A 16,812-nucleotide genomic window follows, 5' to 3' on the forward strand; every position below is an offset into this window, starting at 1 on the left:
ATCATCATTGGAACCTGACCCGATTATCATACTCAAATCGATTAGATCACACTGGGAGGTTGAAAATAACCTACATTGGGTACTTGATATAGGATTCAGAGAAGATGATGACAGGAAAATAGGAAATGCAGCTATCAACTTTTCTGCCATATCAAAGTTAGCACTCATGCTATTGAAACAGAGTGACATCAAACTGGGAATGGCAGGAAAGAGGAAAGCATGTGGATGGGATGAGAAAATAAGAGATAAAGTCATTGGTATTGAAAAAATATAGAAAATGATAAGATGTTATACTTATTGAGCGTCCGCCCTGGCTCTTTCATTAACCTGCCTTGCTCTCATACAAAAAACGCGTTTCGATCTTCCATCTTCCACCTTTCAGAACACATATTATTGATTGTGAGATGTATAACTTGGTGGAAGATGCGATTTTTATGCCATTTATCTTCCACCCCTATCTTCCATCTTCCACCCACTGTTTTAGGGGACATTTCAGTGATAACAGACTGTAAAGCAAATGGATATATCCAATTTTTTATCCGTTTATCTCTCTAAAAGCATTTCATTTTCCTTACTATCTTTAGTACAAATGGCCGGATCTTTATCTCAGCCCGGGCATGCGGGCTCATCAGCCCGGGTATGCGGGCCCATCGGCCCGGGTATGCGGGCTCACCGGCCCGGGTATGCAGGATGGACTAAAGAGTTTTATGACAATGGTTAATCTACTACACTTCTCCGGTAATAGCCGCCCGAATTCTTTCTTTAAAAAGAAATAACGAGAGGCTGTCAAAACTCACCACAGAGGACACAGAGTGACACAGAGGCGATTTTAAATTGTTGATTATTAGCAAAAAGGCTCTGTGCTACTCCGTGGTGAAAAAAGTTTCGACACAGCCTCGTGTGCGAATGGAAGGCTTTTTTTTGAGGGGGGAGGAAAGACAAGGGAAGAAGACGGTTGTAAAATGAAAGAACCGTGCACCCGTGCTTCCCTAAAATAAAAGGCAGGCAAATATTTGATTACCTCCGAGGTTATAGCTAATTTTGCACCCGTTTACAAAAAATTATAAACTACTATATTATGGATTGGTTACAAGATTTATTATGGAACCCCAACTCCGTAGCCCACATTGTTTTCCTCTACGCCTTCGTAGTGGCAGCAGGTGTCTATTTGGGAAAAATCAAAATCTTCGGAGTTTCGTTAGGGGTTACTTTTGTTTTGTTTGCCGGCATCCTGATGGGACATTTTGGCTTCACAGGCGATACCCATATCCTACATTTCATCCGTGAATTCGGATTGATATTGTTCGTATTCTGTATCGGTCTCCAAGTGGGGCCTTCTTTCTTTTCTTCATTCAAGAAAGGCGGAATGACCCTGAACATGCTGGCCGTAGGAATTGTAGTCTTAAACATCGCTGTAGCAATGGCACTTTATTTCATCTTGGGAGGCAGAATCGAGCTCCCTATGATGGTGGGTATCCTATACGGCGCAGTCACAAACACCCCGGGGCTCGGTGCCGCACAAGAAGCACTGAATCAATTGAGCTACTCCGGGCCACAGATCGCATTAGGCTATGCCTGTGCTTATCCGTTAGGAGTAGTGGGTATTATAGGCTCCATCATTGCTGTCCGCTACATCTTCCGTATCAATTTCGCCAAAGAAGAAGAAAACTGGAATCAAGAAACTGACGGTACACACCACAAACCACACCTGATGAGCCTGGAAGTGCATAATGAAGCCATCTACGGAAAAACTCTGGGCACAATCAGCAGCTTCCTCGGACGTCCGTTTGTTTGCTCGCGCATCCGTAAAGACGGACACGTCAGCATTCCGAATCACAGTACTATTCTGGAACAGAACGACCAATTATTTGTGGTCTGTTCAGAAGAAGACTCAGATGCTATTGTAGCCTTTATCGGACGTGAAGTGCAAGTAGACTGGGAAAAGCAAGATATGCCGATGGTATCCCGTCGTATTCTGGTAACCAAACCGGAAATTAATGGAAAGAAACTTGGTATGTTGAACTTCCGCAGCATGTACAATGTCAACATCACGCGTGTGAACCGTTCGGGTGTCGATCTTTTTGCCAACCCGAATCTGGTACTTCAGGTAGGTGACCGTGTCATGGTGGTAGGCTCCGAAGATGCTGTAGAACGAGTAGCGAGTGTACTGGGTAATTCACTGAAGCGCCTTAACGAACCGAACATTGTCACATTGTTCGTAGGTATTTTCCTGGGTATCCTTTGCGGCAGCCTTCCCATTGCATTCCCGGGTATGCCGACTCCGGTAAAACTCGGTCTTGCCGGCGGACCATTGGTGGTGGCTATCCTGATAGGACGTTTCGGACACAAATTACATCTGGTAACCTACACAACTCAAAGTGCCAACCTGATGATACGTGAAATCGGCATTGTTCTTTTCCTTGCCAGTGTGGGCATCGAAGCCGGAGCTAATTTTGTGGATACTGTGATCCATGGAGACGGTCTGCTTTATGTAGGTTGTGGTTTCCTGATTACGATTATCCCTTTGCTGATTATCGGAATTATAGCACGATCATACTATAAAATTAATTATTTCATGCTGATGGGATTGATTGCGGGTAGTAATACAGACCCTCCCGCATTGGCATATTCCAACCAGGCAACCGGTAGCGATGCTCCGGCAGTAGGCTATTCTACAGTATATCCGCTGTCTATGTTCCTCCGTATCCTTGCGGGACAAATGATTTTGTTGTTAATGATGTAACAAATCAAAAATAGCAATGGCCAATTACTGTGTTTTCATTTACACCGTAGTTGGCCATTAACATATTATAGCATGCCCGATTCTGATTTATAAATTTAGTTTTTTAACTATAAACTCTTCTATAAACCTTACCGTTTCATCGATTCCCAATACCGAAGAGTCAATGCAAAGATGATAGGTTGCAGCCGCTCCCCAAGTTTTATAACTGTAATAATTATAATATTCGGAGCGTTTCTTATCTGCCTTATTCATTTTTTCCTCAGCAGCTTCTTCGGAAATGCCATGAATACGGCACAAACGTGCCACGCGGTCTTCGTGCGAAGCAGAAATGAAAATATTGGCGCAACGGGGATGTTCGCGCAAAATGTAATCGGCACAGCGCCCCACGAATACACAAGATTTCTCTGCTGCAAGATGCCGGATGACATCACTCTGAATTTTAAAGAGAGCATCATTACTCAGACAATTGGTACAGGGCATAGCACCATCACTGATAAAAGGAAAACGCATCCCAAACAATCCACCTATAATACCTTGGGAAGCTTTTTCATCCGCTTTCTCGAAAAATTCCCGACAAAGTCCACTCTCCTCTGAAGCCAGATTAATCAGCTCTTTATCATAAAAATCAATGCCTAACCTGGCTGCCAGTTTTTCCCCGATCTCTTTTCCGCCACTGCCCAATTGACGGCCGATATTGATGACATAATTACCGTTCATAGTACATTTGTATATTGGTTCAATAGCAAACATACACATTATTTCCGAAAGAAGGAAATAAATAATGTACCAATATCCGGCACATCGCATTTCTTATCAATTGGTAACTTTTCTTCTTTTCCATAGACGTATCTTTGCATCCGCTAAAAAAACATAGATTTTATGAAAGACAGTATTGATTTCGGAAACATGGAAATCCCGAGACTGTTCAGGAAGTTGTTGATTCCAACAGTACTCGGAATGGTTTTTTCCGCCATTTTTGTAATTACCGATGGTATCTTTGTCGGTAAAGGAATTGGTAGCGACGCTTTGGCGGCAGTCAATATCACGGCCCCGCTATTTATGATCACCACCGGCATCGGATTGATGTTCGGAGTGGGTGCATCTGTCGTGGCGTCCATCCATTTATCACAAGGCAAACGAAAAGTGGCAAGTATCAATATCACACAGGCACTTGCCTTTTCATCCCTCCTGATCCTGGTATTATCAGCACTTTGCTGCTACTTTGCAGAACCGATAGGACGATTACTCGGCAGTTCGGAACGATTGCTGCCGTTGGTAGTGGAATACATGAACTGGTATGTTCCTTTTCTCGTTTTCTATCTGCTTTTGAGTGCCGGCATGTTTTATATCCGTCTGGACGGATCGCCCAACTATGCTATGATGTGCAATGCCGTGTCAGCCATTATCAATATCGTACTCGATTATATTTTCATCTTCCAATTAGATTGGGGGATGATGGGAGCTGCCTTTGCCACCAGTTTGGGAACTATGGTCGGCGGATTGATGACTCTTATTTATCTACTCCGTTTTTCTCGCAACGTGGGCATTTATCGTATCAAACTCAGCCGGAAAAGTATGCAGCTTACCTTCCGCAATATCGGCTATATGGTGAGGCTCGGCTCTTCGGCATTCATCAGCGAAGCATCTATAGCCAGTATGATGTTTTTGGGGAATTACGTATTTATCAGCCATTTGGGAGAAAGTGGTGTAGCAGCATTCAGCATCGTGTGTTACTTCTTTCCTATTATCTTTATGGTATACAACGCCATCGCCCAATCGGCACAACCCATCATCAGTTACAATTTCGGGCAACAGAATCCGGGCAGAGTGGCACGTACCATCCGACTGGCATTGAAAACAGCTTTGGGATGTGGTATTTTATTCTTTACTGCAACTCTTGTATTCAATCACGAAATAGTAGGACTATTCATCGACAAAAGTTACAAAGCGTATGACATTGCAGTAGATGGAATTCCGTATTTTGCAGTCGGTTATCTGTTCTTTGCACTCAACATAGTTGGTATCGGTTATTATCAAAGTATCGAACGTGCCCGGCGAGCCACTGTCATCACCCTTTTCCGGGGAACATTGTTTATGTTGACAGGCTTCCTGCTCCTGCCTCCGATACTGGGAATAAAAGGTATTTGGCTTGCCGTCCCTCTTGCCGAACTGCTGACTTTGCTGCTGATTATTGGAATTTACCTGAAAGACTCTTTCGCCACTCGCCGATGATGCGTATCTTTGCATCGTTCAAACAGATGTAAAAGAGCCTTATGGAAACATTTATTGAAAAATCCAGGAATAGCTATCGTCTTTCGGAAACCGATACGCAGACTCTTCTCAATTATATGGAGGAGGTGCGTTTCAAAAAGAAAGAAGTCATTGTTCATGAAGGTTCCAGAAACGGAAATTTATATCTGATAAAGCAAGGCATCTGGCGCGCTCATTATCTGAAAGACGGGGTTGATACCACCATCTGGTTTGCCGGGGAAGGCGAAGCCGCTTTTTCGGTATGGGGATACGTGGAAAATACAGCATCGCACATCACAATCGAGGTGATGTGCGACAGCATAGCCTATTGTATATCCGGACAAACATTGAACGGTCTTTATGCCTCATCACTCGGTCTTGCCAATCTGGGACGCCGCCTGATGGAGCAACAATTACTCAGCACTGAAAATTGGTTGATCAGTGCCGGAAGTCCAAAAGCCAAAGAGCGTTACCTGACACTTATCAAAGAACATCCCGAACTGCTACAAAACGTACCTTTGAAACACATAGCTTCCTATCTGTGGATAACGCCACAGTCACTGAGCAGAATCCGAGGAGAAATAAAGATGTGATCGGCCTCCCCCCAAAAAATGTAATCGTCTTTTGAGAAAGAAATGTCAAACCTGATACAGGATCAACTCCTGTTTACAGAAAGTATATATGCAAGCCAGCCGGTGGGAATTGAAGTATATGACGCAATGGCATTTCACTAATCTATTATAATATAGCAGGTTCTTTATTCGCACGAAGGTGGCCGGCTGCCTGTCCATGTCCTGATGAATGTTTAAAAATGGGTCGGCACATATTTTTTCCTTGTTCTGCATTGAATTTACATAACGCAAGCGGGTAAACACAGATCCGCTCTCTTTTCGTTAAATCTCCCTATACTAACGGCGTTCAGTAAACAATCCTCCTGATAAAAGTGTTTCATTGAACATTTTTCGTCCGTTTGCTATGCTATTTCAGAAATAATCACCATCTTTGTGGTGAACTATTTGATATTTATAAGGCAGAAACAAAGGAAATAAATAACCTTTGTTTTTACACTAGCTGTAGGTGTATAATTTTATATACCTACAGTTTCTGGATAAAGACGGCTCTGCCCCCGTGTCTAACTTCGTAATGGGTTAGCATATTTCTTTCCTTGTTTCGGCATCGAATGTCAAATAGTTCAAACGGGTCAGCAGGGCCGTTCATTCTTCCCTGCCCGATATACGTTTGAGCTATGGGCAAACAATCTATTATCAAAATCTTGTATTTCCACCGGCGAAGAACCAACGCAAACGGTTGGTATCGGTTGGATTTTATTTTTCAGCGAGGTAAAAAGATTCTGCATTATACCCTCTCTACCCGGGATTACGAATATGCAGAGTGTTTCTGTTCACCCTCCCATATCGAACGTGCAGACATGATTGTCTTTGTGGCCGAACTTTTTTTAGAAATTCACAAAGTGAAATATTCATGCTTGAAACGTACACCAAGCCAGGCGTATGCCACTTCCAAATATATATCCCGGATCAATCAAATGTGCAAAAAGAACCATTATCACAAAACGCCTGTCATTATAGACGGACTATAGTACTTTGATCTTTCATAATAAATTCTCTTTTATAATTGACTTTAAATCTAAATCCGACTCACCAAACCAGTTGACTCGCCGAACCGCTGCCACTCTACCCCCCGGAGGACAGCGGTTCTTTTTCTTTCATTTAACCAGTTCACATGAATCGTTTCTTTATTCTATTACATATTTAATTCCTTAATTATCAACATTTAATCATTCGTATAGGTGTCTTTATCCGGTCCCGTGTACCCGAGCTCATGGGCACGCCTGCGCGAGACCGGATGTAGATTGCACCATTTCCGGTTGAACAAGAAGGGAAAACAAAATGCTTTAAGAGGTGATTTTGCTTAAGAAATGCATAGTTTATGGTTGATAATTAATGGCCTGTACAGTATTCTCGCCTTAAAACAGCAAGTGGAAGATGGAAGATCGAAATGATTTTTCCCATAAGAAGGCTTTGCATTAATTTATTTTCCGGAGTTCCATCACAAGCAATAGCTTTGAACACCCGGAGGATGTACTGCCCCACGAAGTACGGGTGTCGAAAATAGATTTCATCGACGACCGTAAGTTTACACACCGCGTCAGCCAAATGACGTTTTACCGTTACCCACTATCCAAATACTTCCCCGGGCATTTACTGTGGGCAAGAACGGCCGAGGAGGAAGAATCTCAAGAATAGGAAGATAACTCCGGTATCAACGGCAAAGGATGAAAACTCTAAAAGACATATCCCAGATTCACATAGAATCCTACATCGTGTGCCCTGCTTGAATAGCCGAAAGAGGCCTCTAACGGACCGAACAAGCTATCGTAACCATATCCCAGGCTGCCTCCCCAAACCGGCTTACCACTTAGGATATCAAAAAAGTTATCTTCCCGCAACGCCACATTCCCGGTGAGAGTGACATAATTCTTACCCCCGATACGCTGACGTACCTTCAAACCGGCTATGATAACAGAATTATCGACTATCTCCAGATTGGTGATCCCGGCAAAAGGAAGTTGCTGAGGCAAGTAATGACCAAAATTATCTCCACCGATGGCATTCAGATAGGGATAAGGGATATCTTTGCCTATAAGAATACGTCCATACAAAGAAGGAATCAAAGCAAAACGGTCGGTAACCGAAAAGACACTGGCCCACGAGGCGGTCAAAGCAGAAAAGGGAGCATGACCTTTATACTGTGTCAGGTTATCGGTATAAAGTGAATAATTCCCCTGGAGATCGGTCCCTTTCGAGGGAAAATATCCCTTATTGTAAGTATTATAATGCAGTTGGGCATAATAGCTGAAGAAGTGTTGGGGTTTCACCTTCAACTGTTGCCCGCCCGCATTATATAGAAAGTCCTTATACTTGAAGAACTCAAAACGCAGTCCGGCTCCAAAACGAAGGTTACGATACCACACATCCGAAAACCCCAACTCACCGGAATGGTATTTATAAGTAGTGTTATAAGCACGTTTCCCGTGATCGTAAATATTAATATCGTTATACTCAAACTGATAAGCGAGATTGAAATTTCGCATCTGCATCGGAGCCAATGTATAGTCCACCCGGGCCAGGTAGCGTTTTCCAAGACGTCCGGTCAGTGAAAGCCACGATGGAATACGTGTATTGAGGCGGGTGCTCACATTCAACAGCAATGAAGCGATCTCTTCCGAGTCGAAACGGATCCCCAGATTGAGATTACGCTCGTACTTCTCTTCCAAAATAAAGTGTAGCAAATATCCCTGGTCGGTATCGGTCAGTTTGTAACTGACATTGGAATAAGCCTGGCTTCCGCGCAATGTAGCAAGTGCTTCATAAAGTTGCTCCATACGCATCCGGCTGTTCTCCTTCAGGTGACAGCGGTGCATAATCCATTTCTTGTCACTGTCTTCGATACCGTCAAAGGTGATCTCTTTCACAAATATATCTTTCTCGGACCATAAAGAAGTAAACGGGCCGTGTCGGGGGGCAACGTAATCTTCGGGTAGACCGATCTCTTTCTTCAGTCTGCGCAAAGCAGTCCACTGCGCGCGGGCTGCCTCTTCGCCACGGTGCATCAATGTGTCGAGTGCGGGAATGTTGAAACTTGCGGCAGAATAGCCTTTTACGTCGACTTTAATATACACCGTTGCCAATTTTATATTCTCTTCATATCGGGTTTGGCCGGTCAGATTGATGATCTGGTTGAATATCTCACCAAGATTATTCAGTTCATCCGCGGTCCGGAGATCATTCTGTACATCGACACCAATAATCACATCGGCTCCCATAGCCCGGGCTATGTTCGTGGGAAAGTTGTTTTTCATTCCTCCGTCAACCAGTATCTCGTCGCCCATACGGACGGGCGTGAATACGCCGGGAATAGCCATACTGGCACGCATAGCGGTAGCCAAGACACCATTGTGAAACACTACTTCTTCACCGTTCACAATGTTCTCGGAGACACAAGCAAACGGAATAGGCAGCTTGTTGAAGTTAATGGAATCGTGATAGCCTACAGTCAGTTCGGAGAAAAGATTACCCAGGTTCTGCCCCTTAATGACCCCTCCGAACACATTCGCCTTCAAATCCTTTTTCAAAGGAACAGAAAGAATATAAGTTTCAGAATTCTTCCGTTCAGTCATCGTTTGATCTTCCCAACTGATACGGTCACTCAACAGAAAAGACCAATTCTGGTGATTGACCATACTATCAAGCTGACAGGGGGTATATCCGATGGAATAAAGTCCGCCGATGATAGACCCCATACTGGTACCTACGATATAGTCGATAGGAATACCTGCTTCCTCAATCACTTTGAGGGCACCGATATGGGCTACCCCCTTTGCTCCTCCCCCACTTAGCACCACAGCTACTGATTTGCGCTGCTGCGCATACGCGGGCAGAAAAAGAAACAGACTGACAAATAAAACCAACAAGAAACTTACATACTTTTTCATGGCTGCTACATTGCTTTCAGATCGTTACAGATAAAAGACAAATGCAGGCAATGATTTGTTTAGCACAGGCTGAAGAATCCTATGTCCGGGCAGCCGCTTTACGGAACTGACGGAACTGCCACCACAACATGGCAGCCGATATCAGGCTGGCTATCAGGTCAGAAGTCGGCATACTGATCCAGACACCCGTCTGCCCCCAAAAACGCGGTAGAATCAACAGACAAGGAATCAGGATGAGTACCTGACGGGTAATGGAAAGGAAAATAGCTTTACTTGCCATCCCGATACTCTGGAAGAAATTGGAAGTGACCATCTGAAAGCCGACAATCGGGAAAAAGAGTACCACAATGCGGAGACCTTCGGCAGATTGGCGAATCAGCTCTTCGTGCGAAGTGAAGACGGACACTGCCAGGTCGGGAATAAACATTCCCATCAGAAAACCGGTAGTGGTGACAATGGTCGCACCATAGATGGTCAGTTTCAACACACGGGTGACACGGGGATATAGTTTTGCCCCATAATTGTATCCGGCAATCGGCTGCATACCCTGGTTCAGTCCCATCACAATCATAAGGAATAGAAATACCAGACGGTTGACAATGCCAAATGCCCCGATGGCAAGATCCCCCCCATACCGTTTCAAACCCTGATTTATCAGAATCACAATGAAACACGATGCAAGATTCATCAGGAAAGGAGACATACCTATAGCCAGCGAATCGAGAACAATTTTTCGCTTCAACCGGAAAATTCCTCGGTGGAAATGGAGTAATTCCTCCCTATTGCCAAAGAGCCTGAACTGCCAGGCAAGGGCAATCACTTGTGCCGTAATCGTAGCAATGGCCGCTCCCTGGATGCCCCAACCAAAACCATAAATAAACAAAGGATCGAGAATGGTATTGATAACCACTGTAGCAATGGTGGCAACCATCGCCTTCTGCGGATGACCTGCTGAACGAAGTACCGCATTCAGCCCCAGATAAATATGGGTGATGACATTCCCATAAAGAATCACTTTCATATAGTCACGGGCATAGCCCACCGTTTCGTCACTGCCTCCGAAGAAGTAAAGAATAGGATCAAGAAAAATAAGGGTTAATACGGTGAAAGCAAGCCCGATAATGATATTCAGTACCAGCACATTGCCCAATACCCGTTGCGCCGTATCGTAATCTTTTTGTCCCAGTTTGACCGAAATCAGCGTAGCGGCTCCCACTCCGACCAAGGAGCCGAAAGCAGCGGCAAGATTCATCAGTGGAAAAGTCAGAGCAAGTCCGGAAATAGCCATCGGACCCACTCCGTGACCAATAAAAATGCTGTCTACCATGTTGTAAAGAGAAGATGCGGTCATAGCGATAATAGCCGGAATGGCATACTGCATCAAGAGTTTTCCAATCTTTTCAGTACCCAGCGCAGTGGGCGTCTTTTGTCCTGTCATACCTATTATTTTGAGGGTGCAAAGATACAAATCTATTTAGAATTAAAGGTGAAGAATAAAGAATAAGAGTTACAATGCCGTATTTCTAAGAAAAGTTTCGTATTTTTGCCTCCAAAATTGAGTTAATATCTAACGAAATGAACATATTAGAACTAAGTGAACAGGAAATCATCCGACGTAACAGTCTGAATGAACTTCGCGCGATGGGCATCGAACCCTATCCCGCAGCAGAGTATGTAACCAATGCTTTCTCAACTGATATTAAAGCCGAATTCAAAGATGACGAGACACCCCGCCAGGTATCCGTAGCCGGTCGCATGATGAGCCGCCGCATAATGGGTAAAGCCTCTTTCATTGAATTGCAGGACTCTAAAGGCCGCATCCAGGTATATATCACCCGTGATGACATCTGCCCGGGAGAAGACAAGGAAATGTACAACACTGTGTTCAAACGCCTGCTCGACTTAGGCGACTTCATCGGAATCGAAGGCTTCGTATTCCGCACACAGATGGGCGAAATCAGTATCCATGCACAAAAGCTGACGGTGCTCGCCAAATCGATCAAACCACTGCCTATTGTTAAATACAAAGACGGCGTAACTTACGACTCTTTTGAAGATCCTGAACTCCGTTACCGCCAGCGTTATGTCGATCTGGCTGTCAACGAAGGCGTTAAAGATATTTTCATCAAACGCAGCAAAGTGTACAGTTCCATGCGCGAATACTTCAACTCAAAAGGATACATGGAAGTGGAAACTCCGATCCTGCAGGCCATTGCCGGAGGAGCAGCCGCGCGTCCGTTCATGACTCACCACAATGCTTTGGATATTCCTTTATACATGCGAATCGCCAGTGAGCTCTACCTGAAACGCCTTATTGTCGGTGGTTTTGAAGGTGTATACGAGATCGGTAAAAACTTCCGTAACGAAGGTATGGATCGTACACACAATCCTGAATTCACCTGTATGGAGATATATGTAGCCTACAAAGACTACAACTGGATGATGGAATTTACCGAAAAAATGATCGAAAAGATCTGTCTGGATGTAAACGGTACTACCGAAGTAAAAGTAGGCGACAACATCATCAATTTCAAAGCGCCCTATAAGCGTGTCACTATGCTGGGAGCCATCAAAGAGCACACCGGTTACGATCTGACAGGAATGAACGAAGAGCAGATTCGCGAAGTTTGCAAGAAACTGAACATGGAGATCGATGATACGATGGGTAAAGGTAAACTGATCGATGAAATATTCGGTGAGTTCTGTGAAGGAACTTATATCCAGCCGACTTTCATCACTGACTACCCTATCGAGATGTCTCCGCTGACCAAAAAGCACCGTACCAACCCTGAACTGACAGAACGTTTCGAGTTGATGGTAAACGGTAAAGAGTTGTGTAACGCATATTCTGAATTGAACGATCCGATCGACCAGTTGGAACGTTTCGAAGACCAGATGAAATTGAGCGAAAAGGGAGATGATGAAGCGATGATCATCGACAAGGACTTCGTTCGTGCATTGGAATATGGCATGCCTCCTACTTCGGGTATGGGTATCGGTATGGACCGTCTGACTATGCTGATGACCGGTCAATCGACCATTCAGGAAGTATTGTTCTTCCCGCAGATGCGTCCGGAGAAAGTCGTACCGAAAGACAGTGCTTCCAAATTTATGGAGTTAGGCATTGCCGAGGAGTGGGTACCTGTCATCCAGAAAGCAGGATACAATCAGGTGGCCGACATGAAAGAGGTTAATCCGCAGAAATTCCACCAGGATATTTGTGGCATCAACAAGAAGTACAAATTGGAACTGACCAATCCGTCAGTTAACGATGTAGCCGAGTGGATACAGAAAATTAAATAAATTAAGAATGAAGAATGGCGATGAGAAGCCGGAGCTTTTGACTTCCAGCCTTCCCTGTACCATTCTTCATTCTTCATTTTTAATTCTTAATTTATAGAAATGAAATTACCCGGTAAGATAGCGATAATGGGCGGAGGAAGCTGGGCTACAGCCATCGCAAAGATGTGTCTGGCTCAGGAAGAGTCTATCAATTGGTATATGCGGCGCGACGACCGCATCGCCGATTTCAAACGACTCGGGCATAATCCAGCCTATCTGACAGGCGTAAAATTCGACATGAAGCGCATCAATTTCAGCTCCAACATCAATGATGTGGTGAAAGAGTCTGATACGCTAATCTTCGTCACCCCTTCTCCATATCTGAAAGCTCACCTGAAAAAGCTGAAAACACGGATCAGAGACAAGTTCATTATTACCGCTATCAAAGGTATTGTCCCCGATGACAATCTGATTGTTTCGGAATACTTTAACAAGGAATATGGCGTTCCTCCCGAAAACATCGCTGTATTGGCCGGTCCCTGTCATGCCGAGGAAGTGGCACTGGAACGTCTCTCCTATCTCACCATCGCTTGCCCGGACAAGGATAAGGCACGTGTTTTTGCCCGCAGACTGGGCAGCAGCTTCATCAAAACTTCTGTCAGCGACGATGTGATAGGGATTGAATACAGTTCCGTACTGAAAAACGTATATGCCATAGCAGCAGGCATCTGCAGCGGCTTGAAATATGGAGACAACTTCCAGGCCGTACTGATATCAAACGCCATCCAAGAAATGAATCGCTTCTTAAATACGGTACATCCGATAAACAGAAACGTAGATGAATCTGTTTATCTGGGTGATTTGTTGGTGACCGGCTACTCTAACTTCAGCCGTAACCGTACATTCGGTACCATGATCGGTAAGGGATACTCTGTAAAGAGTGCCCAAATCGAAATGGAGATGATAGCGGAAGGATATTATGGAACAAAGTGTATTAAGGAAATCAATAAACATCATCACGTAAATATGCCGATACTGGATGCTGTATACAACATCTTATATGAGCGCATATCTCCGATGATTGAAATAAAATTGCTGACTGACTCGTTTAGATAAACAAGGAAGCAGACAAATAACTCTTTAACTCCTAAATAAAGAAAGATATGATTAGTTTGAACATTGAAAAAACTTTTGGATTCATTTCCAAGGAATCGGTTTCTGCCTACGAAGCTCAGGTAAAAGCCGCACAGGAAGCGCTGGAAAACGGCACTGGTAAAGGTAACGACTTTCTGGGGTGGTTGCATCTGCCCTCTTCTATCAGTAAAGAGCACCTGGCCGACCTGAAGGCTACTGCACAAGTATTGAGAGACAACTGTGAGGTAGTGATCGTAGCCGGTATCGGAGGAAGTTACCTGGGTGCCCGTGCGGTGATCGAGGCATTGTCAAACAGCTTCACTTGGTTACAGGAAAAGAAAACAGCTCCGGTCATGATTTATGCCGGCCACAATATTGGTGAAGATTATCTGTATGAACTGACAGAATTCCTGAAAGACAAGAAATTCGGTGTAATCAATATCTCCAAATCCGGTACGACTACGGAGACCGCTCTGGCATTCCGCCTGCTGAAGAAGCAGTGTGAAGATCAACGCGGCAAAGAGATGGCAAAGAAAGTAATCGTAGCAGTTACAGATGCCAAGAAAGGTGCTGCACGCGTTACTGCAGATAAAGAAGGATACAAATCTTTCATTATCCCTGACAATGTAGGAGGACGTTTTTCCGTATTGACTCCGGTAGGTTTATTGCCTATCGCAGTAGCCGGATTCGATATCGAGCAACTGGTAAGCGGTGCTGCCGACATGGAGAAAGCTTGTGGAGCCGATGTTCCTTTCGCAGAAAATCCTGCAGCGATTTATGCCGCTACTCGTAACGAACTGTACAAGAACGGCAAGAAAATAGAGATTCTTGTTAACTTCTGCCCGAAGCTTCACTACGTAAGCGAATGGTGGAAACAGCTTTACGGAGAATCTGAAGGAAAAGATAACAAAGGTATCTTCCCGGCAGCAGTCGATTTCTCTACAGACCTGCACTCGATGGGTCAGTGGATTCAGGAAGGCGAACGCACAATCTTCGAAACAGTGATCTCTGTAGACAAAGTGAACCATAAGTTAGAAGTACCTTCGGATGAAGCTAACCTGGACGGCTTAAACTTCCTGGCAGGCAAACGCGTAGACGAAGTGAATAAGATGGCCGAACTGGGAACTCAATTGGCTCATGTAGACGGTGGTGTTCCTAACATGCGTATCGTAATTCCTGAACTGAGTGAATACAGCATCGGACAATTACTCTATTTCTTCGAAAAAGCATGTGGTATCAGCGGCTATCTGCTGGGCGTAAACCCATTCAACCAGCCGGGTGTGGAAGCATACAAGAAGAATATGTTTGCTTTACTGAACAAACCCGGATACGAAGAAGAATCAAAAGCTATTCAGGCAAGATTGTAAGAACCCAATAAAACAAGTATATAATAGAAAAGAGCGGCACACTACGGAGTACCGCTCTTTTCTATTATATACCGATTCATCAGATCAATCGTCTTGCTTATCGGAAGTTTTGATTTCCAACTCATACTTGGCTCCTTCACAATTAACAGGCTTAGAGAAAAGATAGAATTTAAGTTTCACTCCAGCTTCGGTCACTTGCTGCACCTTTGCCCGCAACCCCACTTTAGTTTGAGAGACTCCATCTTTAAAACCTAACTTACCATTATCCTTATCCGTAAACTCCTTATCATCACTGAGAGCCTCTTCCGGCAATTCATTGAAATCAACCGTCACAGCGGTTGCCTCACTGCCCAGAGTCTCCTCTTTCACCAGAAACGTATTTAGTTCTTCTCCGTTTCCATCCAGTTTCAATGAAATTTCAAGTTCATCATCAACTTTCAGAGGGGGCAATACCTCCATTTGCCGGGCATAATCCATCTCTCCTCCATTGACATAAAGCCCTTCCATTTCTATTGTAGGACTGGGAACAGAATCTTTGCAAGCAGTAGTCAGCAAGCATAACGACAGTAAGGGAAAAAATAGTTTTCTCATGCAATCATATCACTTAATAGATTTTGCAAAAATACATATTCTGTTCGATTCACCAAAATAATCGTATCTTTGCACTCCAAATCAATAGGTATATATCATGTTTCAGGAAGCAATTGCGCAATATCTCAAGCAAAATCATTATCCATCCATTCAGTTAAAATCCGTTCTTTTCGATATGGACGGTGTACTTTTCAACTCCATGCCTTATCACGCCGAAGCATGGCACAAAACGATGGAAGCTCACGGACTTCATTTGAGCAAGAAAGAAGCTTATTTGCACGAAGGCCGCACCGGGGCGGGAACCATCAACATCGTATGTCAGCGCCAACTGGGACGCAATGCCACGCCGGAAGAGATAGAGAGTATTTATCATGAAAAGAGCATTGAGTTCAACAAGCATCCCCAAGCCGAACGCATGCCGGGTGCCTGGGAACTACTACAAAAAATCAAAGCGGAAGGTATCATCCCGACTGTAGTCACCGGCTCCGGACAAGCTTCATTATTAGACAGGCTTGAACACAATTTCCCGGGAATGTTCCGACAAGAACTGATGGTGACTGCCTTCGACGTCAAATACGGAAAACCCAACCCGGAACCCTATCTGATGGCACTGGAAAAAGGAGGATTGAAACCTAATGAAGCTATTGTCATCGAAAACGCCCCTTTGGGAGTAGAAGCCGGACACAAAGCCGGAATATTCACCATTGCTGTCAATACCGGTCCGTTGGATGGGCAGGTACTGTTAAACTCCGGAGCCGATTTACTCTTTCCTTCCATGCAAGCTCTATGTGAGTCATGGGAAGCGTTAGTCCGGTTCTTACATTAACCGCCCCTTAAAACAACAATAGCTGATAATTAAATAATTATCAGCTATATCTTTGTACTCCCGAAGGGAGTAATATTTTTAAAACAAAGCAAAACAGAAATAA

13 protein-coding genes are annotated in these 16,812 nt (G+C 44.2%); 9 read left to right on the top strand and 4 right to left on the bottom strand.

Annotated elements, in window-relative coordinates; all coding sequences use genetic code 11:
* Positions 1 to 274: transposase (locus KO473_RS17845; RefSeq protein ID WP_371820690.1), on the top strand; the 274-nt coding region annotated here is incomplete at its 5' end.
* A gap of 804 nt (positions 275 to 1,078) precedes the next feature.
* Positions 1,079 to 2,743 carry a putative transporter gene (locus tag KO473_RS17850; protein WP_032536999.1) on the top strand — a complete coding sequence of 555 codons (1,665 nt, stop codon included), beginning with the start codon at positions 1,079 to 1,081 and terminating at the stop codon, positions 2,741 to 2,743.
* Between the two features lie 87 nt (positions 2,744 to 2,830).
* Here KO473_RS17850 and KO473_RS17855 read toward each other — a convergent pair whose 3' ends face one another.
* Positions 2,831 to 3,460, bottom strand: a complete 630-nt coding sequence (locus KO473_RS17855) for an AAA family ATPase (RefSeq protein ID WP_005781380.1) — start codon at positions 3,458 to 3,460, stop codon at positions 2,831 to 2,833.
* 162 nt (positions 3,461 to 3,622) lie between these two features.
* Here KO473_RS17855 and KO473_RS17860 point away from each other — a divergent pair, with 162 nt between their 5' ends.
* The 3 genes from KO473_RS17860 (at position 3,623) to KO473_RS17870 (ending at position 6,593) form a co-directional block, all read left to right on the top strand.
* A complete protein-coding gene (locus tag KO473_RS17860; protein WP_005821710.1) occupies positions 3,623 to 4,975 on the top strand; it encodes an MATE family efflux transporter in 1,353 nt (450 codons plus the stop codon).
* Positions 4,976 to 5,016: 41 nt separating this feature from the next.
* Positions 5,017 to 5,586 carry a Crp/Fnr family transcriptional regulator gene (locus tag KO473_RS17865; RefSeq protein WP_122130949.1) on the top strand — a complete coding sequence of 190 codons (570 nt, stop codon included), beginning with the start codon at positions 5,017 to 5,019 and terminating at the stop codon, positions 5,584 to 5,586.
* Between the two features lie 653 nt (positions 5,587 to 6,239).
* A complete protein-coding gene (locus tag KO473_RS17870; protein WP_044300621.1) occupies positions 6,240 to 6,593 on the top strand; it encodes a hypothetical protein in 354 nt (117 codons plus the stop codon).
* A 705-nt stretch (positions 6,594 to 7,298) separates the two neighbouring features.
* On the opposite strand, the gene KO473_RS17875 is transcribed toward KO473_RS17870, so the two are convergent.
* Positions 7,299 to 9,509, bottom strand: coding sequence for a patatin-like phospholipase family protein (locus tag KO473_RS17875; RefSeq protein WP_122130950.1), 2,211 nt, complete (start codon positions 9,507 to 9,509; stop codon positions 7,299 to 7,301).
* 79 nt (positions 9,510 to 9,588) lie between these two features.
* Positions 9,589 to 10,977, bottom strand: coding sequence for an MATE family efflux transporter (locus KO473_RS17880; RefSeq protein ID WP_181996076.1), 1,389 nt, complete (start codon positions 10,975 to 10,977; stop codon positions 9,589 to 9,591).
* Positions 10,978 to 11,084: 107 nt separating this feature from the next.
* Between KO473_RS17880 and lysS the strand changes: the two genes are divergently transcribed.
* The 3 genes from lysS to KO473_RS17895 all read left to right on the top strand — a co-directional run bounded on the left by lysS (position 11,085) and on the right by KO473_RS17895 (position 15,292).
* A complete protein-coding gene (gene lysS, locus KO473_RS17885; protein WP_005821724.1) occupies positions 11,085 to 12,812 on the top strand; it encodes a lysine--tRNA ligase in 1,728 nt (575 codons plus the stop codon).
* Positions 12,813 to 12,911: 99 nt separating this feature from the next.
* Positions 12,912 to 13,907, top strand: coding sequence for an NAD(P)H-dependent glycerol-3-phosphate dehydrogenase (locus tag KO473_RS17890; protein ID WP_005781396.1), 996 nt, complete (start codon positions 12,912 to 12,914; stop codon positions 13,905 to 13,907).
* A 47-nt stretch (positions 13,908 to 13,954) separates the two neighbouring features.
* On the top strand, positions 13,955 to 15,292 hold the full coding sequence (locus KO473_RS17895; RefSeq protein WP_005821728.1) for a glucose-6-phosphate isomerase: 1,338 nt from the start codon (positions 13,955 to 13,957) through the stop codon (positions 15,290 to 15,292).
* A gap of 84 nt (positions 15,293 to 15,376) precedes the next feature.
* Here KO473_RS17895 and KO473_RS17900 read toward each other — a convergent pair whose 3' ends face one another.
* Positions 15,377 to 15,883 carry a DUF5035 family protein gene (locus tag KO473_RS17900; RefSeq protein WP_005821730.1) on the bottom strand — a complete coding sequence of 169 codons (507 nt, stop codon included), beginning with the start codon at positions 15,881 to 15,883 and terminating at the stop codon, positions 15,377 to 15,379.
* Positions 15,884 to 15,980: 97 nt separating this feature from the next.
* On the opposite strand from KO473_RS17900, the gene KO473_RS17905 reads away from it, so the two are divergent.
* The gene (locus KO473_RS17905; protein ID WP_032537570.1) at positions 15,981 to 16,709 is read left to right on the top strand and encodes an HAD family hydrolase; all 729 of its coding nucleotides are present in this window, start codon (positions 15,981 to 15,983) and stop codon (positions 16,707 to 16,709) included.
* The last annotated feature ends 103 nt before the right edge of the window (positions 16,710 to 16,812 follow it).

It is taken from the genome of Bacteroides sp. HF-4919, assembly GCF_018860125.1.

What these genes read in the sequence shown, in the direction of transcription:
- KO473_RS17875 (WP_122130950.1), bottom strand. Translation starts at nt 9,509, where the DNA reads ATGAAAAAGTATGTAAGTTTCTTGTTGGTTTTATTTGTCAGTCTGTTT.
- KO473_RS17855 (WP_005781380.1), bottom strand. Translation starts at nt 3,460, where the DNA reads ATGAACGGTAATTATGTCATCAATATCGGCCGTCAATTGGGCAGTGGC.
- KO473_RS17895 (WP_005821728.1), top strand. Translation starts at nt 13,955, where the DNA reads ATGATTAGTTTGAACATTGAAAAAACTTTTGGATTCATTTCCAAGGAA.
- KO473_RS17905 (WP_032537570.1), top strand. Translation starts at nt 15,981, where the DNA reads ATGTTTCAGGAAGCAATTGCGCAATATCTCAAGCAAAATCATTATCCA.
- KO473_RS17860 (WP_005821710.1), top strand. Translation starts at nt 3,623, where the DNA reads ATGAAAGACAGTATTGATTTCGGAAACATGGAAATCCCGAGACTGTTC.
- KO473_RS17890 (WP_005781396.1), top strand. Translation starts at nt 12,912, where the DNA reads ATGAAATTACCCGGTAAGATAGCGATAATGGGCGGAGGAAGCTGGGCT.
- KO473_RS17900 (WP_005821730.1), bottom strand. Translation starts at nt 15,883, where the DNA reads ATGAGAAAACTATTTTTTCCCTTACTGTCGTTATGCTTGCTGACTACT.
- KO473_RS17870 (WP_044300621.1), top strand. Translation starts at nt 6,240, where the DNA reads ATGGGCAAACAATCTATTATCAAAATCTTGTATTTCCACCGGCGAAGA.
- lysS (WP_005821724.1), top strand. Translation starts at nt 11,085, where the DNA reads ATGAACATATTAGAACTAAGTGAACAGGAAATCATCCGACGTAACAGT.
- KO473_RS17850 (WP_032536999.1), top strand. Translation starts at nt 1,079, where the DNA reads ATGGATTGGTTACAAGATTTATTATGGAACCCCAACTCCGTAGCCCAC.
- KO473_RS17865 (WP_122130949.1), top strand. Translation starts at nt 5,017, where the DNA reads ATGGAAACATTTATTGAAAAATCCAGGAATAGCTATCGTCTTTCGGAA.